This is a genomic window from Bradyrhizobium lablabi (genome assembly GCF_001440475.1).
Lineage (GTDB): Bacteria > Pseudomonadota > Alphaproteobacteria > Rhizobiales > Xanthobacteraceae > Bradyrhizobium > Bradyrhizobium lablabi.
In genome coordinates this window covers 422-23,086 of sequence record NZ_LLYB01000095.1, presented here as the reverse complement: position 1 = coordinate 23,086, position 22,665 = coordinate 422, and the positions used below count along the sequence as shown (strand labels likewise).

Sequence of the window (22,665 nt, the reverse complement as noted above, 5' to 3'; positions counted from 1 at the left end):
GCTGCCGCTGCGCGTCAGCGATCCACCTTCTCCCACAAGGGGAGAAGGAAGAGGGCCTCGGCCCCTTAGCTAGCCCGCCGCCCTGACCTCATTGGCAAACTGGTGCCAGATTTCCGGCCGCCAGCTTCCGTTCGCCGCGCCCGAGGTCGACGGCAGGATCCACACGCGTGTCTCGCCGATCAGTTCACGCTGCTCGCCATAGTCGCGCTTGCTGTCGAAGAATTTCTGCCCCGCCGTCTTGCTGGTGAATGCGAGGAAGCGCGGACGAAACGTCGTGATCGCGCCGCTCAGCCGGCTGCGATCCGCCGCCGTCAGCTTCGGCAGCGTGGCACGGTCCATGCCCACACCCGCTTTCACAAGGTCGGTCAGGCCGATTCCGTGTTGCAGCAGGTCGCGATATTGCTGCGGCTGCAGCCGCTCCGGCGTCAGCTTTGTCTCGTGCAAAATCGTCCAGAACTTGTTCTGCCGGTGCGCATAGTAGGCCCGCTCGGCGGCGGACGTCGTCCCGGCGGCAGTCCCGCACAGCACGATGCGAAGGGAGTGTTGCAGCAGGTCGCTCAGCACGTCCGTCACGGCAACGGCGATCCTACTGGCTCGCCCACACGATGCGCGCGATCCAGGCGACGTCATCGGCATCCAGCGTGCGGTCGGCCTGTGCAGGATCGAGCGACTGCAGCTCCAGCGTCTTCGTCGTCCGCCGCTTCAATTCCTTGACCATGATTTCGCCGCCTGAGGTCTTGAGCACCACGCGATCGCCGCGCCGGATCGGCGTGCCCGGCGACACCACGATGATGTCGCCATCGCGATAGGTCGGCTTCATCGAATCGCCGGAGATTTCCAGGGCGTAGGCGTGCTCGTCGCTGGCCGAGGGCAACGCCGCCTCACCCCAGCCCTTGCCGGCGGGAAAGCCGTTGTCGTCGAAATGGCCGCCGCTGCCGGCTTGCGCGAGCGCGAGCAGCGGCACCGATTGCAGGCTGCGTGTGCCGTCGCCGATCAACTGCACGAAAGTGTCGATCGACGAATTGGTCGCGGCCAGCGCCTTGGAGACCGATTCGGTCGAAGGCCAGCGCTCGCGTCCGTCGGCGGTGATGCGCTTGGATTTGTTGAACGTGGTGGGGTCGAGGCCGGCGCGCCTGGCCAGCCCCGAGGGCGACATGCCGGCGCGTTCCGCCAGCCGGTCGAGCGCGGTCCAGACCTGGTTGTGGGTCAGAAGCCGTTGCGCCTTGGCGTGCTTCGCCATCGAAAATCCCTGGAACGGTCTAGGAATTATTGCCTGATCCGGCCCCTTTGCGCAATCTTCGCGCTCTGCCTGTGGTGGCAGCGCTTGAGTTGGCGGCCTGCCGCCTTTACGGTCGGCCGCCAGCCCGGCCATGTCCGGGAAATCCCAAGAGAGTCAACGACAAGCAGGGGAAGCCCGGAAAGCCGTGCCCACGATCTATAAAATCACTCCCGCCTCGGCCTGGCGCGAGGCCGAACGGCAGGGCGTCTATCGGGGTAGCGCAGACGATCTGCGCGACGGATACATTCATTTCTCGACCGCCGCCCAGGTCGCCGAGACGGCGCGAAAGCATTATTTCGGCCAAACCGGCCTGTTCCTGGTCGCGATCGACGCCGACGCACTGGGCGACGCGCTGCGCTGGGAGCCCTCGCGCAACGATGAGCTGTTCCCGCATCTCTATGGCGAGCTCGATCTCGGCGCGGTGACCGCCATCCTCGACATGCGCGCGCGGTCGGACGGCAGTCACGATATTCCGGAGCTTATCCCGTGATCCGCGCCTTCGATGCCTTTTCGCTGCCGCTCTTGCGCTGGTTCGATCCGGAGGACGCGCATCGCATGGCGATCCACGGCCTGCGGCTCTTGCCGCCGGTCAAGCCGCGCGCAGACGATTCGAAGCTGGCGGTGCGCGCCTTCGGCCTGAATTTTCCCAACCCGATCGGGATGGCGGCCGGCTTCGACAAGAGCGCGGAGGTGCCCGACGGGCTGTTGCGGCTCGGCTTCGGCTTTGTCGAGATCGGCACCGTGACGCCGAAGCCGCAGGGCGGCAATCCCCGGCCGCGGCTGTTTCGGCTGGAGCGGGATGAAGCCGTGATCAACCGCATGGGCTTCAACAATGACGGCGCTGAAGCGGCGCTGCGACGCCTCGCGGCGCGCGCCCATCATGGCGGCATCGTCGGCGTCAATGTCGGGGCCAACAAGGATTCGTCCGACCGCATCGCCGACTATGTCAAGCTGATCGAGACCTTTGCGCCGGTCGCGAGCTATTTCACCGTCAACGTCTCCTCGCCGAACACGCCGGGCCTGCGCAATCTGCAGCAATCGGCCGCGCTGGACGAACTGCTGGCCAAGGTGATCGATGCGCGCGAACGGGTGCGGAAGAACGCCGGCGATTCCCCGGTGCTGCTCAAGATCGCGCCGGATCTCAGTCTAACCGAACTCGACGACGTCGTGCACATCGCGCGCTCGCGCGGCATCGATGGCATGATCGTCGGCAACACCACGCTGGCGCGGCCCTCGACCTTGCGCGAAGAGGCGAGGGCGAAAGAGCAGGGCGGTCTGTCCGGCCGACCGCTGTTTCGATTGTCGACGCGTATGGTGGCGGAAACCTATGTGCGGACCGAAGGCGCGTTCCCGCTGATCGGCGTCGGCGGCATCGATAGCGGCGGCGCGGCGCTGACGAAAATCCGCGCCGGCGCCAGCCTGATCCAGCTCTATTCGTCGCTGGTCTACAAGGGGCTGGGGCTGGTCGACGATATCAAGAACGATCTCGCGTCCACGCTGCTGCGCACGGGGCGCGACTCGCTGTCGGAAATCGTCGGCGCCGATGCCGCGACGATCACGGCAGAGGAATGGCCGGTGAGGTAGACGAGGAACCCGTAGCCCGGATGGAGCGAAGCGCCATCCGGGGCGGATTCGCCGCACGACGGCCCCGGATTTCGCTGCGCTCATCCGGGCTATGAACCGAACGACTTCCTCAACAATGCCGGATACCGCAGCGCCTCCAGTCCGCCACGCGCCGCGTAATGCACCAGCAGCGCGGCCCACAGCCCGCCATTGCCGAACGATCGCAGCGCCAACCAGGCGGTGAGGAAGATCACGAGCGAGGCCACCATCAAATTGCGCATGTCGCGCGCCCAGGTGGCGCCGATATAGATGCCGTCAAAGGCAAAGGCGAACACGCCGAGCAGCGGCGCGAAGATCACGAACGGCAAATAATCGCGCGCGATGCGGCGTACGTCCGCACTTGCGGTCATCGTGTTGATAAACATAGGCCCAAACAGCAGGAAACAGGCAGCTACCGCGAGCGCGAAGCCAAAGCCCCACATCACGACGAGCTTCACGGCGCCTGCGAAAGCCGCTTTGTCGCGGGCGCCGTAGGCGCGTCCGCAGAGCTGTTCGGCTGCGTTGGCGAGGCCGTCGAGGAAGAAGGCGCCGAACAGCAGAAAGTTGTTGAGGACCGCGTTTGCGGCGAGCGTCGTGTCGCCGGCACGCGCGCCCTGCGCAGTGAAGAACAGAAACGCCGCGATCAGCGACGCGGTACGGATCATGATGTCGCGATTGACCGAAAGCATCCGCATCAGCTTGGCCTGATCGAACAGCAACGCGTGTGAAGCCGCGAATTGCCCTTTCGAAAGGTGGCGCGCGATCAGCAGGCCGAGCATCAGGCCCGCAGCCTCCGCGATCAGTGCGGCAATGGCAGCGCCCGCAATTCCGAAGTCGAGCGCCAGCACCAGCACGACGGTTCCCGCCACGTTGATGAGGTTGATGGTGATCTGCATGCCGAGCGCCATTTTGGCGCGGGCCTGCCCGATCAGCCACCCGAGCACGACATAATTGCCGAGCGCCAGTGGCGCCGACCAGATCCGGACGGTGAAGTAGGTTTTTGCCGCGCGCGTGACGCCCTCGCTGCCGCCCATCGCGCCGAGCAGGATCGCCGCGAGCGGTATCTGCAGCGCAATCAGTGCTCCACCAACCAGCGCGGCGGCGATCAGGCCGCGCAGCAGGATCGCCCGCAACTCCGACGTCTCGCCCGCGCCAAGCGATTGCGCCGTAAAAGCCACCGTGCTCATGCGCAGGAAACCGAACAGCCAGAACATGCAGTCGAACAGCACGGACGCCATCGCCACCCCGCCGAGCAGCGTGGCGTCACCCAGCCGGCCGATCGCGGTGGTCGAGACGATGCCGATCAGCGGCGTCGTCAGGTTCGCGACCATCGCGGGGCCTGCAATGGCAAACACTTGTGCCGTCGTGACCCGAGAAGCCGGATTGAGGGAATGCATCCTAGAGCTCGATCGCCATACCGTCTTCGGCCGCGGTGTATGGCAATTCGCCGATGCGGCCGAGCATGTCGTCGCTCATATGCGTCAGCACCAGCCGCTTGGCGTTGATCTCGCCAAGGTGCGTTTCCAGCGTCTTCAGGCTGAGGTGGTTCTTGACGATCTTGTCGTAGTAATAGGCTTCCGCAATGAACAGGTCGGCGCTGCGCGCCGCCGGGATCAGCGTCTCGGTCCACTCGGTGTCGGCGCTGTAGGTGATGACGCGGCCTTCGGCCTCGACGCGATAGGCCAGGAACGGTCCGCCGGATTCGCCATGGACGACGGGATAGGGCGTCACCTTGACCTCACCGAACGTCCGGCTCTGCTCCGGCTCGAGCGCGACGACCGACAGATCGAAACGCTGCTTTGTCTTGGATGAATGCTCGAACAGCGCTTCCATCAGATTGGGCAGCTTGGTCTCGATCCCCTTCGGCCCGGCAACAACGAGTGGGCGGGTACGCCGCGTGAACTGCGCATCCAGCAGCAGGAACGGCAGGCCGCCAAAATGATCGCCGTGAAAATGCGTGATCAGGATCAGATCGATGGCGTCGCGGGCGATGCCGAGGCGTTTCAGCGCCGGCAGCGAGGAGGCGCCGCAATCGATCAGGAAATTGACGCTGTTCCCCGTGACGTGGAAGCAGGTGTTGAACCTGCCTCCCGAGCCGAGCGCATCGCCGCAGCCGACAAATCGTAATTGCATCGGCCGCTCACCGCCTGTTGAAGGATTATCGCCCGCGCGAGCTGCCGAACAGCCGCGACAGCAGCCAGATCGGGATCACGAGCACGGCGCCGAGCAGGAAGTAGCGCCACAGCCAGTTGACGGCGTCGAAGCCGAGATCCCACAGCCGCCGGAACAGCGTCTGGATGCTGTGCAGGATGTTCCAGGGATCGAAGCCGATGGCAGCGAGCACCACGCCGACCAGGATCGACAGCAGGATCAGCCGGAACGCCACCGACAGCGGCGAGCCGCCGAGGAAGCGGTACAGGCCGTCATTGCCGGCCGGCAGGTCTCTGACGTCGTTGGGCATCGGTCTCTCCTCGCGGGTCGCGCGCATTATAAGGCACGGCGGGGCAGATGGGGAACCCGCTTGTGCCGGTCAATGGCCGTCATGCGCATTTGGCAGCTATTTTTTTACGCGTTTTCTTCATGCGAACCGGCCTCCACGTCGCTTGAAAACGCCTTGGCTAATTTGCCGTCACATCCTTCAGCATCCGCTCCAGCGTCTCCAGCCGGTCGGCTTCGCGCGGCGGTTTATCCCAGCGCAGGCGGCTGATACGGGGAAACCGCATCGCGACGCCGGATTTGTGCCGCGGCGAGCGCTGTAGCCCTTCGAAGGCGACTTCCAGCACCAGGCCCTGGTCCGGCTCATGAACGACATGGCGGACAGGGCCGAACTTCTCTGTCGTGTTGCGGCGGACGAAGCGGTCGATCTGCAACAGCTCTTCGTCGGTGAAGCCGAAATAGGCTTTGCCGACCGGAACCAGTTGCTCGCCGTCCTCGCCGTTGGTCCAGACGCCGAATGTGTAATCAGAATAATAGGACGAGCGCTTGCCGTGGCCGCGCTGGGCATACATCAGCACGGCGTCGATGATGTGCGGATCGCGCTTCCATTTCCACCATTGGCCTTTTGGGCGGCCCGGAAGATAGGGCGCATCGCGCCGCTTCAGCATCACGCCCTCGACCGCCTCGGCATCCTCACCCGCGCCGGCGCTTGACGGATCGGCGCGCGCGGCCATCAGCGTCTCCCAACTGTCGAAGGTAACCGTCGGCGACAGATCGATGCGCGGATCGTCGAGCTTTTTGACGAATGTCTCCAGATGCGCGCGCCGCTCGGCAAACGGTAACTCGCGCAGATCGTTCTCATCGTCGCCGAGCAGGTCGTAGGCGCGCAGGTGAATTGGAAAGTCCTTGATCAGTTTCGGCGAAACGACTTTTCGGTTCAGCCGCTGCTGCAGCACATTGAACGTCTGCACGCGGCCATCGCGCAGCACCAGCAGCTCGCCATCGATGGCGCCGGGCAGGCGCAGCGACGGCACCAGATCGGGAAAGCTTTTCGTGATGTCCTCGCCGGTGCGCGAATAGAGCCGCGCCTGCATCTGTCCGCGCTCGTCGCGGCCGGCGACCGCCTGCACGCGGATGCCGTCCCATTTCCATTCCGCGATGAAATCGGCAGGCTCGAGACTGGCAAAATCCGCATCCTCGATCGCGTGCGCCAGCATCACCGGACGGAACGGCGCCGGATCGCGGTTGACCGGCTTGTCGCCGCGGCCTTCCAGCCAGGCGAACAGGTCGAGATAGGGCGGGGCGAGCCCGGGCCAGATCAGCTCGATGTCGTGCGGGTCCTTGTCCCCGAGTGCGGCAGCAGAGGTCTTGGCCAGTCGCGCCGAAATCCCGATCCGCATCGCGCCGGTGACGAGCTTTAACAGCGCCCAGCGGCCGGTCTCGTCGAGCTCGTCGAGCCAGCGCGCGAGTTGTTTTGGCAGGTCGGTCTTGCCGAGCGTGCGGAGGGTGGTGACGACGTCGGAGAGGGTAGGGGGCGGCGGGTTGTTGTGGCCCCGCTGCTCATCACTTGCACCACCCGTGTGGTACCCCTCTCCCTGCCCCTCCCCCGCAAGGGGGGAGGGAACGGTGAGAGTGTCGATTGCCGCTTTGGATTTTGTTCGCGGTGACAGCGCAGCACTGAACTGGGCTCCCTTCCCCCTTGCGGGGGAGGGCGGGGGAGAGGGGTGGCCCAGCAAAGACTCGTCGTGATTGACAGCACGCCTCGGCCACATCAGCGCAACCGTCTCGGACAAATCCCCGACATAGTCATACGACAATCCAAACAGCACCGGATCGGTGCGGTCGGCGATCAGGTCGCGGATCAGCCCCGGCTTGGCGTGCTTGAACGACAGCGCGCCAGTCAGCGCCGCCAGTGCGTAACCGCGGTCGGGATCGGGCGTGTCGCGGAAGTAAGCGGTGATCAGCCGCAGCTTGTTGTTGCGGCCCGGCTCATAGGCGAGCCGATCGAGCAGTTCGGCGAAGCGGTTCATGTGTCCGCCTCGTCGGCCGCGACCGCTTCGCTCTCCTCCTCATCGCCGTATCCAACGAGGTCGAGCGGCCGTGCGGCGAGGCCGCGCGACTTGCACCAATGCACCAGCGCGTCTTCCTGGCCATGCGTGACCCAGACCTCGCCGGCGCCGGTGGCTGCGATGGTCGCCGTCAGCCCGTCCCAGTCGGCATGGTCTGAAATCACCAGCGGCAGCTCGACGCCGCGCTGGCGGGCGCGGGCCCGTACCCGCATCCAGCCCGAGGCAAACGCCGTGACCGGATCGGGAAAACGTCTGGTCCAGATGTCGGATGTCGCCTCTGGCGGCGCCAGCGCGATGGTGCCGACCAGATCGGCCTTCTTCATACCCTTCACGGCGCGCAGCTCGCCGAGGGCAACGCCGCGGCTTTGATAGTAGTGCGTGATCTCCTCCATCGCGCCATGCAGATAAATCGGCGCGTCGTAGCCTTGCTCGCGCAGCAGCGCGATCACGCGCTGCGCCTTGCCGAGCGAATAGGCGCCGACCAGATGCGCGCGCTCCGGAAACAGCGCGACCGACGCCAGCAATTTCTTCACCTCGTCCGCTGCATCGCCGTGGCGAAACACCGGCAGGCCGAACGTCGCCTCGGTGATGAAGACGTCGCAGGGCACCACGTCGAATGGCGCGCAGGTCGGGTCGGTGGCGTCCTTGTAGTCGCCGGAGGCGACGATGCAGATGTCCTTGCAGGAGACGGCGATCTGCGCCGAGCCGAGCACATGGCCTGCGGGATGGAATTTGACCGTGACGTCGCCGAGCCGGATCTCTTCGCCGTAGCGAATGGCCTGCGTCGAACGCGCGAAATTATCGCCATAGCGCAGCCGCATCATGTCGAGCGTTTCCTGCGTGGCGAGAACCGCGCCATGGCCTGGCCGGGCGTGATCGGAATGGCCGTGGGTAATCACGGCGCGCTCGACCGGGCGAACGGGGTCGATATGGAAGCCGCCTGGCTTGCAGCACAAGCCGGCAGCAACTGGCAGCAGGATGTCGTGCGGACGCATGTCAGACATATAGGTGCTTTGGCCGCGATGTTTAGCCGTCATGCGCGGGCTTGACCCGCGCATCCATCTTCGCAAAGAGTCCGTGATTTGATGAATTGCCGGGTCATCCCCGATCAAGTCGGGGACAGCGCCCGGCAATAACGAACTGGTTCCTGAAAATGCCCGCCCGCCTGTTTCTCTCCTCCGGCGATCTGATGGCCGACCGCCGGTTCGAATTCGCGCGTGATCTGCAATTGAAGGGCGATCTGCCGGCCGCGGCCGATCTGCTCTTGCAGGCGATCGAGTTGGCGCCGCACTTCACCTCCGCCTGGTTTACGCTCGGCGGCATTCGCGAAGAACTCGGCGAGCATGAGGCGGCCGTTTCGGCGTTTCAAAGGGCGCAGGCCAGCGATCCCGGCGATCATCACGGCGCCGCGCTTCGGTTGATGCGGCTTGGCGCGGCGCCATTGGCCAGGATGTCGCAGGCCTATGTGCAAACCCTGTTCGACCAGTATGCGCCGCGTTTCGAATCCTCCCTGGTCGGCGACCTCGGCTATCGCGGCCCGGAACTGTTGTTTCGCGCGGTGCTGTCGGTGCGATCGGCCGCGGGCAAGCCGGCGTTCTTCAAACGCGCGATCGATCTCGGCTGCGGCACCGGGCTGGCGGCGTCGGCCTTCGCCAGGAACACCGATCATTTCATCGGCGTCGATCTGTCGCCGCGCATGATCGAACGGGCGCGCGCCACCGGCCTCTACGCCGAGCTTGAAGTCGCCGACATGCTGCAGGGTTTGCGCGCGAGGCTGGATGCCATCGCCGATCTCATTCTCGCGGCGGATGCCATGGTGTACGTCGCCGATCTTGCGCCGGTGCTGATGGAAGCCGCGCGCGTGCTTGCGCCGGGTGGCATGCTCGCCTTCACCGCAGAGACCCATGACGGCGAAGGCGTCGTCATCGGCCAGGGGCTGCGCTATGCCCATGCCGCCGCTTACACGCGCGCCGCAGTGGAAGCGGCCGGCCTCAAACTGTCGCTGCTGGAAGATCGCTCCGCCCGCAACGAGGACAACACTCCCGTACCGGGGCTGGTCGCCGTCGCCGCGAAAACTTGAGTCTAGACGCTACGCACACAGCGTATGGCGGCATTGCGTGCGACACGCCAGCTATTGCCACTGGCGCTGGAATGCCGGAGACTCCCATAAGGGAGAACAACAATGAAGAACAAACAAACCCGGCGCGAATTCGGCGCCACCGCACTCGCCTCCGCCTTCGCTTCCGCCATGCCGGCGCCCTTCGTCTGGGCAGCCGAGAAGAAATACGATCCGGGCGCCAGCGACACGGAAATCAAGATCGGGCAAACCGTGCCGCATTCCGGCCCCGGCTCGCTCTACGGCGTGCTCGGCCGCGTCGGCGAAGCCTATTTCCAGATGCTGAACGAGAAGGGCGGCATCAACGGACGCAAGGTCAAGTTCTTAAGCATGGATGATGCCTACAGCGCGCCGAAGTGCGTCGAGGCGACGCGGCGGCTGGTCGAGCAGGAGGAAGTGCTGGCGCTGTACGGTTCGCTCGGCACCGCGCCGCAGACCGCCGTGCACAAATATCTCAATTCGAAGGGCGTGCCGCAGCTCCTGCTCAATACCGGCGCGTCGAAATGGAACGATCCGAAGAACTTCAAATGGACCATGGCGGGCCTGCCGCTCTATCCGACCGAGGCGCGCATCCTCGCCAAACATGTTGTCAACGAAAAGCCGAACGCAAAGATCGGCATCCTCTACCAGAACGACGATTTCGGCCGCGATTTCCTTGGCCCCTTCAAGAAGGTGCTGGCCGATGCCGGCGGCGCCGCCAAGGTGATCATGGAGCAGACCTACGATCTGACCGAGCCGACGATCGATTCCCAGATCATCAATCTCTCGAAATCCGGCGCGGATGTTTTCTACAACATCTCCACCGGCAAGGCGTCGTCGCAGTCGATCCGCAAGGTCGCCGAACTCGGCTGGAAGCCGCTGCATCTGTTGTCGGCAGGATCGACCGGCCGTTCGATCCTCAGCGCCGCCGGTTTCGAGCACGCCGCCGGCATCGTCGCTATCAGATATGCCAAGGAAGTCGGCGTGCCTCGTTTCGAGAAAGACCCTGATGTGATGGCGTTCGAGGAGCTGCGCAAAAAATATCTGCCGAATGTCGATCCCGACAACACCATCGCCTTTGCCGGCTATGGCCAGGTCGCGTCGATGGCGGAAATCCTGCGCCGTTGCGGCGACGAACTCACCCGCGCCAACGTGCTGAAACAGGCGACGACGCTGGCGGGCTTCCACTCGCCCTATTTCCTCGATGGCGTGAACTACAGCTATACGCCCGAGGACTACACGCCAATGAAGACGCTCTACATCTCGATCTTCAACGGCAAGGACTGGGATATCTCGGACAAGCCGGTGACGGAGTAGGGAGGCGGGCGGCGCTGCCGCCTTCTATTCAGTTCCATCCCCGTCATTGCGAGCGAAGCGAAGCAATCCATCGATCCTCTCGCGGAGAGATGGATTGCTTCGTCGCTGCGCTCCTCGCAATGACAGCCGAGAGGGTGGCCATGGGGTGAGACGAGGCGACCCGCTGCCACCTGCCGCCACTCCCGGCCCTCGACGAAACCGTCTGGACCGCCTACCTCTTGGGCGTGTCGACGCTCGATCTCTTCTCCGTCACGCCGTCGGAAACGGCCGACTTGATGCCGCGCCGGTTTCGCGACTGGTTCGGCGCGCGCGGCTGGTCGCCGCGCGAGCATCAGCTTGCGCTGCTGGCCAAGGCCGGTGAGGACCGCTCGGCATTGCTGATCGCGCCGACCGGCGCCGGCAAGACGCTGGCCGGCTTCCTGCCGACGCTAGTGGAGCTCTCGCACCCCGCCGCCCAACGGAATGAGGGCACGAAAAGCCTCATCTCCACCGGTAGCAGCGTGAAGCGCACCGGCGGTCTCCACACCCTCTACATCTCGCCGCTGAAAGCGCTCGCGGTCGACATCGCGCGCAACCTGGAAACGCCGATTGCCGAGATGGGGCTGCCGATCAAGGTCGAGACCCGCACCGGCGATACGCCGGTGTCGCGGCGGCAGCGGCAGCGGCGTTATCCGCCGGACATTTTGCTCACCACGCCCGAACAACTGGCGCTGCTGCTGTCCTCCGACGACGCGCCGTTTCTGTTTTCTTCCCTCAAGCGCATCGTGCTCGACGAACTGCATGCGCTCGTCACCTCCAAGCGCGGCGATTTGCTGTCGCTAGGGCTGGCGCGGCTGTGGCGGCTGGCGCCGGAGATGCGCGCGATCGGCCTGTCGGCGACGGTGGCCGAGCCGGAATCGCTGGCGCGGTTTCTGGTGCCGCAGCGCGAGGGCAGGGAAGTGGCCGCCGACATCGTCGTGGCCGGCGGTGCCGCGGCGCCCATTGTCGAAATGCTAGACACCCAGGAGCGCCTGCCCTGGGCCGGCCATACCGCGCGCCACGCGCTCGGCGAAATGTACGAGTTGATCAAGCGCAACAAGACCACGCTGATCTTCGTCAACACCCGCAGCCAGGCCGAAATGCTGTTCCAGGATTTCTGGCGCATGAACGACGATGGCCTCGCGATTGCGCTCCATCACGGCTCGCTCGATGTCGCCCAGCGCCGCAAGGTCGAGGACGCGATGGCGGCCGGAAAATTGCGCGGCGTGGTCTGCACCTCCTCGCTCGACCTCGGTATCGACTGGGGCGACATCGATCTCGTCGTCAATGTCGGCGCGCCCAAGGGCGCCTCGCGCCTGATGCAGCGGATCGGCCGCGCCAATCACCGGCTCGATGAGCCCTCGCGCGCCGTCCTGATCCCGGCCAACCGTTTCGAGGTGCTGGAATGCCGCGTCGCGATCGATGCCATCGCCGAGAATGCACAGGACACGCCGCCGCTCCGCACCGGCGCGCTCGACGTACTGGCGCAGCACGTGCTCGGCTGCGCCTGCGGCGAGCCGTTTTTCTCAGATGAGCTCTACGCGGAAGTGCTGACCTCGGCGCCCTATGCGTCGCTGACGCGCGGCGATTTCGACGATGTGGTCGATTTCGTCGCCACCGGCGGCTATGCGCTGAAGACTTACGAACGTTTCGCGCGCATCAAGCAGGACAAACAGGGGCGCTGGCGCGTCGCCAATCCAAAAGTGCGGCAGAGCTATCGCCTTAACGTCGGCACTATCGTCGAAGAGGCCATGCTCAAGGTGAAGCTGGTGCGTGGCCGCGGTGGCGGGGCCGGCTCCACCGGCATGATCGGCCGCGGCGGCAGGATGCTGGGCGAGATCGAGGAATATTTCATCGAAGGACTGGTCGCCGGCGACACCTTCGTGTTCGGCGGCGAGATCGTGCGCTACGAAGCGCTGGTCGAGGATCAGGTCTACGTCTCCCGTGCCAACGACAGGGATGCCAAGGTGCCGTCCTACATGGGCGGCAAGTTTCCGTTGTCCACCTATCTGGCCGAACGCGTCCGGAAACTGCTGGATGATCGGCGGCAATGGAATGCGCTGCCGGAGCAGGTGCGCGACTGGCTGTCGCTGCAACGGCATTTTTCCCGCGTGCCAGCGGTGCGCGAGCTCCTGATCGAAACCTTCCCGCGCGGCGGCAAGCATTACATGGTGTGCTATCCCTTCGAGGGCCGGCTCGCACATCAGACGCTCGGCATGCTGTTGACGCGTCGGCTGGAGCGCGCCCGCGCCCGGCCGCTCGGCTTCGTCGCCAATGAATATGCGCTCGCGATCTGGGGGCTTGGCGACATCTCCTTCATGGTTCGTCACGGCAAGCTCGATTTCGCCGCGCTGTTTGCGCCCGACATGCTCGGCGACGATCTCGAGGCGTGGCTCGCCGAGTCCGCGCTGATGAAACGCACCTTCCGCAATTGCGCGCTGATCTCGGGCCTGATCCCGCGCCGCTTCACCGGCGAGGAGAAGAGCCGTCGACAGGTGCTGTTCTCGACCGACCTCGTCTACGACGTGCTGCGCAAGCACCAGGCCGACCACGTTCTGCTGCGCGCCGCGCGCGCTGATGCCGCCGCCGGCCTGCTCGATCTCAAGCGTCTGGGTGATATGCTGTCGCGCATTCAGGGACGAATCACCCATCGGGAACTCGAACATGTTTCGCCGCTGGCGGTGCCGGTGATGCTGGAAATCGGCCGCGAGTCAGTTTATGGCGAAGCGGGCGACGAGTTGCTGGCGGAAGCCGCCGATGAACTTGTCAAAGAGGCGATGGGATAGGCGGGAAGGCACGTGACGGCGGGGGCGCAATCTTCGGGAGACGATCAAGAGATGCGCGCCGCGAAGGTCATGGTTGCCGACGTCAGGTTCGTTGCCGACCTCTCCGGCGCGCTGTTCTGGCAGGAGCAGCGCCTGCTCGTCGTCTCCGACCTGCATCTGGAAAAAGGCTCGAGCTTCGCCAGGCGTGGCGTGCTGCTGCCGCCTTACGACACCGTCGCGACGTTGAGCCGGCTTGCCGCCGTGATCGCGCGGCACGACCCGCGCATGGTGATCGCGCTCGGCGACAGTTTTCACGATCGCGAGGCGCATGAACGACTGTCTGAGTCTGACCGCGACGCACTCTCGGCAATGCAGGCGCGGCGCGACTGGATATGGATCTCGGGCAATCACGATCCCGCGCTGCCGTCCGATCTCGGCGGCACGGTGGCGAACGAAGTGGCGATCGGGCCGATCGCGTTTCGCCACGAGCCCACGGGAGCCGCCGGCGAAATCGCCGGCCATCTGCATCCCAAGGCCCGCGTGGCCACCCGCGGCCGCTCGATGGAGCGGCGATGCTTTGCCAGCGACGGCGAGCGCGCGGTGATGCCGGCGTTCGGCGCCTATACCGGCGGCTTGAGCATCCGCGATCCGGCGTTCGCGAAGATTTTCGGGACGCCGGGTTTCATGGCGCATGTGCTCGGCGACAACCGGCTGCACGCGATTGCGGCGTCGCGGTGCTATTGAGGACGATGAGACCTACCGTCCCGCGTCCAATCGCCATGGCGCAACTTCCCCGGCAATCATCTTGAAGATCTCGCCTGATATCGCCTCTTGATAGCCAGCCGTCAAAGGCCGCTGCTTTCCCTAGACCACCTTCAGACGCATTGAGGTGCCCTCCAGCGCAGCGTCAAATATCTCGCCCAGAAGGCGCTTGCAGTCGTCCTCTTCGGCCTGCGAGGGTGGACGATTGACTTGGACATGCGCCACGCACAAGCCGGGCTCGGCCCCGACATATATCGCTTCGATCCAATCGAACGTCGGCCAGATCAACTCGAACAGAGCAAGCTGGATTCCAGACAGCCTCTCAGCTAAGACGTCGCTCACGCCGCCTTCGCCTCCACGCTGTCGCAGAACTCCGCGAGACGATCCGCCAGCCGCAGCGTCGCCGGGCTCGCATCGGGCGAGGCCATCAGCGCGATCTCCGTCTTGTCGATCGGCGCAAAGCCGTCTTTCGCCGTGAGCACGCGGTGGCCGGGCTGGATTGCGATGTCGGAGAGGATGCTCAGGCCCAGTCCGGCGGCAACCGCGGCCTGGATACCGGCGAGGCCCGAACTCGTATAGGCCATGTGCCAGGAACGGCCCGTGCTTTCGAGCGCATGAATGGCGCGCGAGCGATAGAGGCAACCGGAGGGAAAGCCGATCAGCGGCACCGAGCCGGCACTGATATTGAGCGGATGCGTTTTGCTCGTGACCCAATGCACCTTCTCTGGCCACACCGCGATCGCGCCGTTCCCGCCGGCGTCGCGCTTGAGCAGCGCGAGATCGAGATCGCCGCGTTCGATGTCGCGCTTGAGATATGTGCTCTGATCGGCGCGCACATCGAGCCGCAGCCCGGGGCGCGAGCGCGCAAAGGTCGCCAATAGTTTCGCGAGCCGATAGGCCGCAAAGTCCTCGGGGATGCCGAGTCTGACAGCGCCCTCGCTTTCGGGGCGCGCCACGACGTCGCGCGCTTCTTCCGCGAGCGACAATAGCCGCCGTGCATAGGACAGCAGCCGTTCGCCGGCTTCCGTCGGCGTCACATCCTTGCCGTTGCGGTTGAGCAGCGGCTGGCCGACATCGTCTTCCAGCCGCTTGATCTGCTGGCTGACGGTCGATTGGGTGCGATGGACGCGCTCGCTAGCGCGGGTGAAGCCGCCGGCATCGACGACGGAGACGAAGCTGCGCAGGAGCTCCAGATCGAGCATGGCAATGCTCCATTTATAAATCAACTGGAAGTCAGTTTATCATTTAATTTCCAAATATCAAGGCGCGGGCCTAGATCATGGACAAAGGAGATTTTCCATGTCGCTCGCGCCCTCGGTCGCGGTTCCCCGCACGACCTTCAACACGCTCCCACTCTATATCGCGTTGTTCTGCCTGCTCTGGAGCTTTGCCTTCGTCGCCGGCAAGATCGGCGTCACAGACTGCCCGCCGCTGATCCTGCTCGCCGCACGGTTCTCGCTGGCCGGCATCCTCATCCTCGGTATCTCGGCGCTGCGTCGCGAGGAATGGAATCTCTCGTGGCGCGACGCCGCCGTCTTCGCAGTGCTCGGCGTTGCCAACAACGCGCTCTATCTCGGCCTCGGCTATACCGGGCTCAAGACGGTTTCCGCCGGTCTCGGCGGTTTGATCGTATCGGCCAATCCCGTCTTCATCGCGATGCTGGCGGCGCTGTTCCTTGGCGAAGCCCTGACCTGGCGCAAGGTGACGGGCCTCATGCTCGGCATGGCCGGCGTCGCCTTCATCGTCTGGCACCGCATGTCCGTCGGCACGGATGACTGGCACGGCATCCTGTTCACGCTGGCCTCGTTGGCCTCGATCGTCGCCGGCACTATCCTGTTCAAGGTGCTGGCGCCGAAGGGCTCGCTGTGGATCGGCAATGGCATTCAGAACATCGCCGGTGGTCTTGCCGTGATCCCGTTCGCGTTCACGCTCTCCAGCGTCGGCGACATCGTACCCAGCACACGCTTGCTAGGTGCGTTCGCCTTCCTGGTGCTCGGCGGCTCGATCCTGGCTTACCTGCTCTGGTTTCATCTCCTGAAAGTGTGTGGCGCAACGGCTGCGAGCGCCTATCATTTCCTGATGCCGCCGCTCGGCATGCTGTTCGCGTTCCTCGTGCTCGGTGAGCACGTCGAGTTTCGCGATCTGCTCGGGATCGTCCCGGTGGCGCTCGGCATCTATCTGGTGACGCGGCCTGCGGCGTCAGCTTCGGCCAACAAGAGGAGTACGACATGAGCCTATCCATCACCCTGATCGGCGGTCCCACCGCGCTGATCGAGATCGACGGGTTCCGCCTCCTCACCGACCCGACCTTCGATGCGCCCGGCGAGGACTATCAGTTGCCGCATGTGAGGCTTGAGAAACTCGTTGGCCCCGCGATGAGCGCGCGCGATGTCGGCGCGATCGACGCGGTGCTGCTGAGCCACGACCAGCATTCGGACAATCTCGACCATTCCGGCCGCGACTTCCTCAAGGGCGCGAAGCGCGTGCTGACGACGGAGGCGGGAGCCAAGCGTCTCGGCGGCAACACGGAGGGATTTGCTCCGTGGGCATCGACCGCATTTAAGAAGGGCGACCAGTCCCTGACCATCACCGCGACGCCGGCCCGTCACGGACCGGCCGGCATCGAGCCGCTGTCCGGTGACGTCATCGGCTTCGTGGTGGAATCGAGCAAGCCGGGCAGCCGCCCGATCTACATCAGCGGCGACACCACCTGGTTCGACGGCGTCGCGGAAGTGGCGAGGCGTTTCAAGGCGGGCGTGGTGTTGCCGTTCGCCGGCGCGGCGCAAACCCGCGGTCCGTTCCATCTCACCATGGACACGAACGACACCATCGAGACCGCGCGCGCATTCCCGAATGCGGTGATCGTGCCCGTTCATACCGACGGATGGAAGCATTTCCGCCAGAACGCCGGCGATCTGCGCGCCACCTTCGACACGCTGGGGTTTGGATCGCGATTGCGGATTCTCGAGCCGGGCGTTGCGACGACCATCGAGCCGTTACACGCTGCGTGACGATGCTTGTCTGCCCGGCGACCGTTGGGCAGATTGCTGGCCAGGAACCTGTCCCTCGCAGGCCCGTTGTCGCTGTGGCTGGACCTCGGCATGGCAGATCGCACCAAATCTAACTCGAAGCATCGCAAGCATACGGGCTCCGGCCACGACAAGCCGGCGAACAAGGCGGAGCCTGCAAAACGGTTTCATTTCCGCTACGTGCTGAAGGCGCTCGGCCCCGGCCTGATTACCGGCGCATCCGACGACGATCCGTCGGGGATCGGCACCTACAGCCAGGCCGGCGCGCAGCTCGGCTACGGCATCGGCTGGACCATGCTGCTGACCTTTCCGTTGATGGCGGCGATCCAGGAAATTTCCGCGCGGGTCGGCCGCGTCACCGGTCACGGCATTTCAGGCAATGCTTGCCGGCATTATTCGGCGTGGCTGCTTCATGTGGTGGTGACGCTGCTGTTCATCGCCAACACCATCAACATCGCTGCCGATCTCGGCGCGATGGCGGACGCTGCCAAGCTCCTGATCGGCGGCCACAGCATCGTCTATGTGCTGCTGTTCGGGGTGACCTCGGTCCTGGCGCAGATCTTCCTCGACTACAAGCGCTACGTCGCGGTGCTGAAATGGCTGACGCTTAGCCTGTTCGCCTATGTCGCGGCGCTCGCCTTTGCCAAAGTTGAGTGGGGCGAGGCGCTCGCCGGCATCCTGATCCCGCGGATGAGCTGGAACTTTGATTATTTCACCACCATCGTCGCGATCCTCGGCACCACGATCTCGCCCTATCTGTTCTTCTGGCAGGCCTCGCAGGAAGCCGAAGACCAGCGCGTCGACAAGACCAAGCGGCCCCTGATCGAAAAGCATTACGGCGCGCGGCGCGAATTCAGCCGCATCCGCGCCGACACCATCATCGGCATGGCGTTCTCCAACCTGATCGCGCTGTCGATCATCGTCACCGCGGCGGCGACGTTGCACGCGGCCGGCAAGACCGACATCAAGAGTTCGGCGGAGGCGGCCGAAGCGCTGCGTCCGATCGCCGGTGCATTCGCCGAAGCGATCTTTGCGCTCGGCATCGTCGGCACCGGCTTGCTGGCGATCCCGGTGCTCGCGGGCGCCACGGCCTACGCCGTCGGCGAGGGGCGGCGCTGGCCGGTCGGGCTCGCGCGCAAGCCGAAGGAAGCCGCCGCCTTCTATGCCGTGTTGGCGCTGTCGGCGGGGATCGGGATCGCGCTGAACTTCACGCCGATCAACCCGATCTCGGCGCTGTACTGGAGCGCCGTCATCAACGGTGTGCTCGCCGTGCCCGTGATGGTGCTGTTGATGTTCATGGCGCGCCGCAGGGACGTGATGGGCAGGTTTGTGGTGAACGGCCCGCTTTATTGGCTCGGGTGGCTGTCGACGGCGGCGATGCTGCTGAGCGTGGTGGCGATGGGCGTGGGGTTTTTTGTGGGGGGAAATTCGTAGGGTGGGCAAAGGCGCTCTTGCGCCGTGCCCACCATCTATCCGATTTACCGCCGTGAATGGTGGGCACGCTTCCGGCCTTCGCTCTTCGAGCTACGGCGGACAAGTCGCTTTGCCCACCCTACGATCTAACCGCCTCAATCCTTCCTGAACACGATCGAGGCCATCCATCCCGTCATCAGCGCCATGAAGGCGGTGACGAGGCCGTAAACAAATCCGTTCTGCCGCGCGGTGGTGGCGACGAACTGTTCGAAGCCGACCTTGACGATTTCGAACGCCGTATCGGTCTTGGCCACCAGCGCGCCCTCGGCGAACAGCTTGATCTCGACGTTATAGAGCCCGATCGGCACTTCGGCGGGCAAGGGGATGCCGGTGCGGAACAGCGTCGGCGTCAGGAACGTCACCGCCGAGGTTTCCTCGCGATAGAGGCCGTGCTGCTTGCGCAGCCGCACGAAGGCACTGCGGAACACATCATCCGGCACGACGTCGGCGTAGTCGCCGCCGACGCGCTGGGTCAGGAGCACGTTGTTGAGCCCGAGTTGCTGGCGGCGCTGCACCTCGGGCGAGGCGATGGCGTCGAACGGCCGGTTGGAGAACAGCGCCAGATAGGTCGGCACGCGCAGGAACTGCCGGGAGTCGGTGTTGATCCAGATTCCGAAACGGCGCTCCTTGCGGCGCGTCACCATGTCGGCGCGCGGGCCGGCAACCGTCACCACCAGATCGTAACTGCGATTGGCCGGCGTGTTGGCGTCCTTCTCCACCGAACCGAACAGCACCAGTTCCTCACCGGAATAGTTCGGCGTCACGGTGACGCGATGGTTCGACACCGACACGATGAGCTTTTCGGCCTGCGCGGGCGTGGCCGCGAGCACGACGGTCAGTGCAAGGCTTGCGAGGATGAGCGAGGCGCGCGGGATCATCCGGCGCCCCCGGTTTCTCTGATGGTGAACAGCTCTTCGGGCCGGATCACCAGTTCGACGGCAAAACGGACGCCGACGGCCAGCACCAGCAGACCGAGCAGGAGCCGCAAATGCTCGCCGCGGATCTTCTGTCCCGCGCGGGCGCCGAACTGCGCGCCGGTGACGCCGCCGATCATCAGGATCAGCGCCAGCACCGCATCGACCAGATGGTTGGTAACCGCGTGCAGCATGGTGGCGAACACCATGGTGACGAGGGTGAGCACCATCGAGGTGCCGATCACGGTCGAGGTCGGCACCCGCAGCACGTAGATCAACAGCGGCACCAGGATGAAGCCGCCGCCGATGCCCATCACCGCACCGATGAAGCCGATGATCAGGCCGATCGCAACGACGGGAATGACGGACAGGTAGATCTTCGAGCGCTTGAAGCGCATCTTCAGCGGCAGGCCATGGATCCAGACATGGCTGCCCGGGCGGCGCGTGGTGACCGGGCCACCGCGGCGGGCGCGCAGCAGCGCTCGCAGGCCTTCCCAGAACATCAGGCCGCCGACAGTGGTCAGCAGGATCACGTAGGACATCGCGATCATCAGGTCGAGCTGACCCAGCGAGCGCAGCAGCGTGAAGGTCCCGACGCCGAGCGCCGTGCCGATACTGCCGCCGGTCAATAGCACCGCCGCCAGCACCGGATCGATGGCGCGCCGCCGCCAATAGGAGATCGCGCCGGAGAACGAGGAAGCCGCGATGTGGCTGGCGACGGAGGCGACCGCGACCGCGGGCGCGATGCCGACGAAGATCAGAAGCGGCGTCATCAGGAAACCGCCGCCGATCCCGAACATGCCGGAGACGAACCCGACCGCGGCGCCCATCGCCAGGATGAGGAAGACATTGACTGGGATGTCGGCGATCGGGAGGTAGAGCTGCACGCGCGCCTGCTTTTTGTAGCTTTGCCGCAAAAGATGGCCGGGAGGCCGCTTCACGGCGTGGTTTGTCTTGTGTTTGCCGGCAGTGGGAGCCGGTTCGCGCATGCACCTTTGCGTGCGCAGGGCCGGTTCCCGCGTCTTTGCATAACTGAATTCGGTTGCGTGAGGGACGAAAAATGCCCGGGAAGGCAAATTTTTGCCTGCTGTGCCCATGCGGGAACGCGCGGGTTTATTCCGAGGCCGTGACCCGTTCGGCGTATCAGGGAATTGGCCGGCTCAGGGCTTTCCGAGCTGCTCGGTGACGAGGTTCATCGCCAGGGCCTGCTTGGGGCTGAGCCAGCGAATATCCCGTGTCTCGGACATCGCTTCCACGATGGAGGACGAAACCCCCATTTTGGTCATGTAGCCCAGCACGGCGCCCGATATCCGCTGGGCCTCCGCGACGGGGTCTTCCACGGGCCTGGTTGTGACAAACCGATGAACACCCAGTGCCGAGCCCAATACGCCGTAGCGGGTCTTGCCCCCGGCATAGGCGAGCACGCAGGCGCTGGCGCAATAGCCGGGCTTGATACGGCCGGAGGCGTCGGCGCTGCCGACCGCGGTCGCCAGCGACCGTGACCGGATGATCTCGCCCATGATCACGGCCTGGCTCAGATCGCCGCCGGGAGAGGCCAGCAGCACGATGTCGCCAGGTGCGAGATTGGCCTGCTCCAGCCTGGTGCGAAACCAGCTCGCGGCAGCGGGGCCGATCGTGCCGCTGACGAACAGCGCGCGGCGTCCGCGGCTCGAACCGTCGAGATAGAGCGTGTCGATCACCTGGGATGTCAGGCTTGGCGAGACGTACTGGTCCTTCCAGTAGTGCCAGGCATCCGGCTGCGACAGGTCCCGGTAGGCGCGAATGCCGACGCCGGAGACCAGCAGGATGAAAATGGCGACCGACCAGAGATGCCATCCGCGGCGCGGCGCCTGAACGGGTGGTGGCGGGACCTGACGAGGCGGGATGCGCGGCGGCACGACCGCAGGGCCTGTCGGCGACCTGCGGAAGCGGTTTTCCCCGTCCTGGCTATCCTCGGTTGACAAACGATCCTCTCTGCAAGCCGTCCCGTTTGGGGGCGGGCCGGCCGCGGTCCATTGTACGAATTTATGGTCGAGGATGTGGCGGCGACACCGGCCCGGCGTCGCGACCTGGAATTAAATTTAATTAACGGCGGCGGTGCGCTTGGCCGGCGCCGGCTTGGTGGCGGGCTTGCCCACGTTGGCCGGTGTCGCGTCCCAACCGCCGGCGGGGGACGCCACGTTGACGGCGTCTTCGGGCTGCGGCTCCACGCTGAAGGTCTGGATCGCGAGCCTGGCCGCTGCCAGCGACTGGGCGTCGAGCCGCTTGGCGATATCGTCGCGCTTGCGGCCGGCGTCGGCATCGCCCTGGGCGGCCGCGAGACTGAACCATTTGAAGGATTCGGCGAGGTTCTGTTCGACGCCGATGCCGCGGGCATAGAGGATGCCGAGGTTGAACTGGCTGTCGGCGACGCCGCGATCGGCGGCCTTGCGGAACCAGATCGACGCGCTCTTGTAATTGGCGCCCTTGCCGCCGCCATCGGCGTCGAGCACGGCCAGGTTGTGCATCGCCTTGGCACTGCCGCGTTCGGCCGCCTGCAGATAATAACGCCGCGCGATATCGACGTCCTTTTTCACGCTCAAGCCCTTCTCGTAGAAGGTGCCGAGCCGAAACAGGGCGGGCACGACGCCGGCCTGCGCCGCACGGTCGTACCATTTGGCGGCCTCGTCGAGGTTCGGGGCGACGCCCTTGCCCTCGGCAAAGCGCACGCCGATCTCGTAGGCCGCAGCCGGGTCGCCCTTCAGCGCGGCAGCACGCAGCGCCGGGCCGCCGATCGCCTCGGGCAGCCGCTCGGTCGGCGGCACCACGACCATCGCAAGCTTGCCGCCGGTTGCCGGCAGCGTCGCAATCGTGCCGGTGACGTCGCTGGATGCCGCCGGAGGCGTGATCGCCTGAGGCGGGGCCGA

22 protein-coding genes are annotated in these 22,665 nt (G+C 65.1%); 9 read left to right on the top strand and 13 right to left on the bottom strand.

The genetic code is table 11. The annotated features are described in order from the left end of the window. Window positions 1–69 precede the first annotated feature (69 nt). Window positions 70–573, bottom strand: a complete 504-nt coding sequence (locus CQ14_RS28135; protein WP_199805630.1) for a mismatch-specific DNA-glycosylase — start codon at window positions 571–573, stop codon at window positions 70–72. Between the two features lie 13 nt (window positions 574–586). Continuing rightward, a complete protein-coding gene (locus CQ14_RS28130; RefSeq protein WP_057861078.1) occupies window positions 587–1,240 on the bottom strand; it encodes a S24 family peptidase in 654 nt (217 codons plus the stop codon). Between the two features lie 184 nt (window positions 1,241–1,424). On the opposite strand from CQ14_RS28130, the gene CQ14_RS28125 reads away from it, so the two are divergent. Further along, window positions 1,425–1,769 (top strand): DUF952 domain-containing protein, encoded by a 345-nt coding sequence (locus CQ14_RS28125; RefSeq protein WP_057861077.1) that lies wholly within the window; start codon window positions 1,425–1,427, stop codon window positions 1,767–1,769. Then, the gene (locus CQ14_RS28120; RefSeq protein ID WP_057861076.1) at window positions 1,766–2,863 is read left to right on the top strand and encodes a quinone-dependent dihydroorotate dehydrogenase; all 1,098 of its coding nucleotides are present in this window, start codon (window positions 1,766–1,768) and stop codon (window positions 2,861–2,863) included. The genes CQ14_RS28125 and CQ14_RS28120 overlap by 4 nt, the downstream gene beginning before the upstream one ends. An 89-nt stretch (window positions 2,864–2,952) precedes the next feature. Here the strand turns inward: CQ14_RS28120 and CQ14_RS28115 are convergent, their stop codons facing one another. From CQ14_RS28115 to CQ14_RS28095, 5 genes are all read right to left on the bottom strand, one after another. Next, window positions 2,953–4,278: an MATE family efflux transporter gene (locus CQ14_RS28115; protein ID WP_057861075.1), complete on the bottom strand. Its 1,326-nt coding sequence runs from the start codon at window positions 4,276–4,278 to the stop codon at window positions 2,953–2,955. Between the two features lies 1 nt (window position 4,279). Further along, complete coding sequence (locus tag CQ14_RS28110) at window positions 4,280–5,014, bottom strand: MBL fold metallo-hydrolase (protein ID WP_057861074.1); 735 nt, start codon at window positions 5,012–5,014, stop codon at window positions 4,280–4,282. 25 nt (window positions 5,015–5,039) lie between these two features. Beyond that, window positions 5,040–5,342: a DUF6460 domain-containing protein gene (locus CQ14_RS28105; protein ID WP_057861082.1), complete on the bottom strand. Its 303-nt coding sequence runs from the start codon at window positions 5,340–5,342 to the stop codon at window positions 5,040–5,042. A 157-nt stretch (window positions 5,343–5,499) separates the two neighbouring features. Then, window positions 5,500–7,347: a cisplatin damage response ATP-dependent DNA ligase gene (locus CQ14_RS28100; protein ID WP_057861073.1), complete on the bottom strand. Its 1,848-nt coding sequence runs from the start codon at window positions 7,345–7,347 to the stop codon at window positions 5,500–5,502. Further along, window positions 7,344–8,381 (bottom strand): ligase-associated DNA damage response exonuclease, encoded by a 1,038-nt coding sequence (locus CQ14_RS28095; protein WP_057861072.1) that lies wholly within the window; start codon window positions 8,379–8,381, stop codon window positions 7,344–7,346. Before CQ14_RS28095 ends, CQ14_RS28100 begins: the two co-directional genes overlap by 4 nt. Window positions 8,382–8,539: 158 nt before the next feature. Between CQ14_RS28095 and CQ14_RS28090 the strand changes: the two genes are divergently transcribed. From CQ14_RS28090 to pdeM, 4 genes are all read left to right on the top strand, one after another. Further along, window positions 8,540–9,466, top strand: a complete 927-nt coding sequence (locus CQ14_RS28090) for a class I SAM-dependent DNA methyltransferase (RefSeq protein ID WP_057861071.1) — start codon at window positions 8,540–8,542, stop codon at window positions 9,464–9,466. Window positions 9,467–9,568: 102 nt separating this feature from the next. Further along, window positions 9,569–10,798 carry an ABC transporter substrate-binding protein gene (locus CQ14_RS28085; RefSeq protein ID WP_057861070.1) on the top strand — a complete coding sequence of 410 codons (1,230 nt, stop codon included), beginning with the start codon at window positions 9,569–9,571 and terminating at the stop codon, window positions 10,796–10,798. Between the two features lie 275 nt (window positions 10,799–11,073). Further along, window positions 11,074–13,602, top strand: coding sequence for a ligase-associated DNA damage response DEXH box helicase (locus CQ14_RS28080; protein ID WP_057861081.1), 2,529 nt, complete (start codon window positions 11,074–11,076; stop codon window positions 13,600–13,602). Window positions 13,603–13,653: 51 nt separating this feature from the next. Further along, the gene (pdeM, locus tag CQ14_RS28075) at window positions 13,654–14,325 is read left to right on the top strand and encodes a ligase-associated DNA damage response endonuclease PdeM (protein ID WP_057861069.1); all 672 of its coding nucleotides are present in this window, start codon (window positions 13,654–13,656) and stop codon (window positions 14,323–14,325) included. A gap of 120 nt (window positions 14,326–14,445) precedes the next feature. On the opposite strand, the gene CQ14_RS28070 is transcribed toward pdeM, so the two are convergent. Both CQ14_RS28070 and CQ14_RS28065 read right to left on the bottom strand, forming a co-directional pair. Then, the gene (locus tag CQ14_RS28070) at window positions 14,446–14,685 is read right to left on the bottom strand and encodes a hypothetical protein (protein WP_057861068.1); all 240 of its coding nucleotides are present in this window, start codon (window positions 14,683–14,685) and stop codon (window positions 14,446–14,448) included. Then, window positions 14,682–15,545, bottom strand: a complete 864-nt coding sequence (locus CQ14_RS28065; RefSeq protein ID WP_057861067.1) for a LysR family transcriptional regulator — start codon at window positions 15,543–15,545, stop codon at window positions 14,682–14,684. The genes CQ14_RS28070 and CQ14_RS28065 overlap by 4 nt, the downstream gene beginning before the upstream one ends. Window positions 15,546–15,642: 97 nt before the next feature. On the opposite strand from CQ14_RS28065, the gene CQ14_RS28060 reads away from it, so the two are divergent. From CQ14_RS28060 to CQ14_RS28050, 3 genes are all read left to right on the top strand, one after another. Then, window positions 15,643–16,575: a DMT family transporter gene (locus CQ14_RS28060; RefSeq protein WP_057861066.1), complete on the top strand. Its 933-nt coding sequence runs from the start codon at window positions 15,643–15,645 to the stop codon at window positions 16,573–16,575. Continuing rightward, entirely contained in the window at window positions 16,572–17,354 is a 783-nt protein-coding gene (locus CQ14_RS28055; protein WP_057861065.1) for an MBL fold metallo-hydrolase, read from the top strand. The genes CQ14_RS28060 and CQ14_RS28055 overlap by 4 nt, the downstream gene beginning before the upstream one ends. 90 nt (window positions 17,355–17,444) lie before the next feature. After that, complete coding sequence (locus tag CQ14_RS28050) at window positions 17,445–18,806, top strand: Nramp family divalent metal transporter (protein WP_057861080.1); 1,362 nt, start codon at window positions 17,445–17,447, stop codon at window positions 18,804–18,806. A 134-nt stretch (window positions 18,807–18,940) separates the two neighbouring features. Here CQ14_RS28050 and CQ14_RS28045 read toward each other — a convergent pair whose 3' ends face one another. From CQ14_RS28045 to CQ14_RS42595, 4 genes are all read right to left on the bottom strand, one after another. Next, window positions 18,941–19,723 carry a TIGR02186 family protein gene (locus CQ14_RS28045; protein WP_057861064.1) on the bottom strand — a complete coding sequence of 261 codons (783 nt, stop codon included), beginning with the start codon at window positions 19,721–19,723 and terminating at the stop codon, window positions 18,941–18,943. Next, window positions 19,720–20,646, bottom strand: coding sequence for a sulfite exporter TauE/SafE family protein (locus CQ14_RS28040; protein ID WP_057861079.1), 927 nt, complete (start codon window positions 20,644–20,646; stop codon window positions 19,720–19,722). The genes CQ14_RS28045 and CQ14_RS28040 overlap by 4 nt, the downstream gene beginning before the upstream one ends. A 273-nt stretch (window positions 20,647–20,919) precedes the next feature. After that, the gene (locus CQ14_RS28035) at window positions 20,920–21,723 is read right to left on the bottom strand and encodes a COG3904 family protein (protein ID WP_057861063.1); all 804 of its coding nucleotides are present in this window, start codon (window positions 21,721–21,723) and stop codon (window positions 20,920–20,922) included. 117 nt (window positions 21,724–21,840) lie between these two features. Further along, on the bottom strand, window positions 21,841–22,665 hold an 825-nt coding region (locus CQ14_RS42595), incomplete at its 5' end, for a tetratricopeptide repeat protein (protein WP_245320560.1).

Bases quoted from the DNA above. Each gene is read 5' to 3' on its own strand.
- CQ14_RS28055 (WP_057861065.1), top strand. From the start codon at position 16,572: ATGAGCCTATCCATCACCCTGATCGGCGGTCCCACCGCGCTGATCGAG.
- CQ14_RS28095 (WP_057861072.1), bottom strand. From the start codon at position 8,381: ATGCGTCCGCACGACATCCTGCTGCCAGTTGCTGCCGGCTTGTGCTGC.
- CQ14_RS28130 (WP_057861078.1), bottom strand. From the start codon at position 1,240: ATGGCGAAGCACGCCAAGGCGCAACGGCTTCTGACCCACAACCAGGTC.
- CQ14_RS28110 (WP_057861074.1), bottom strand. From the start codon at position 5,014: ATGCAATTACGATTTGTCGGCTGCGGCGATGCGCTCGGCTCGGGAGGC.
- CQ14_RS28065 (WP_057861067.1), bottom strand. From the start codon at position 15,545: ATGCTCGATCTGGAGCTCCTGCGCAGCTTCGTCTCCGTCGTCGATGCC.
- CQ14_RS28050 (WP_057861080.1), top strand. From the start codon at position 17,445: ATGGCAGATCGCACCAAATCTAACTCGAAGCATCGCAAGCATACGGGC.
- CQ14_RS28115 (WP_057861075.1), bottom strand. From the start codon at position 4,278: ATGCATTCCCTCAATCCGGCTTCTCGGGTCACGACGGCACAAGTGTTT.
- pdeM (WP_057861069.1), top strand. From the start codon at position 13,654: ATGCGCGCCGCGAAGGTCATGGTTGCCGACGTCAGGTTCGTTGCCGAC.
- CQ14_RS28105 (WP_057861082.1), bottom strand. From the start codon at position 5,342: ATGCCCAACGACGTCAGAGACCTGCCGGCCGGCAATGACGGCCTGTAC.
- CQ14_RS28060 (WP_057861066.1), top strand. From the start codon at position 15,643: ATGTCGCTCGCGCCCTCGGTCGCGGTTCCCCGCACGACCTTCAACACG.
- CQ14_RS28100 (WP_057861073.1), bottom strand. From the start codon at position 7,347: ATGAACCGCTTCGCCGAACTGCTCGATCGGCTCGCCTATGAGCCGGGC.
- CQ14_RS28045 (WP_057861064.1), bottom strand. From the start codon at position 19,723: ATGATCCCGCGCGCCTCGCTCATCCTCGCAAGCCTTGCACTGACCGTC.
- CQ14_RS28080 (WP_057861081.1), top strand. From the start codon at position 11,074: ATGCCGCGCCGGTTTCGCGACTGGTTCGGCGCGCGCGGCTGGTCGCCG.
- CQ14_RS28090 (WP_057861071.1), top strand. From the start codon at position 8,540: ATGCCCGCCCGCCTGTTTCTCTCCTCCGGCGATCTGATGGCCGACCGC.
- CQ14_RS28085 (WP_057861070.1), top strand. From the start codon at position 9,569: ATGAAGAACAAACAAACCCGGCGCGAATTCGGCGCCACCGCACTCGCC.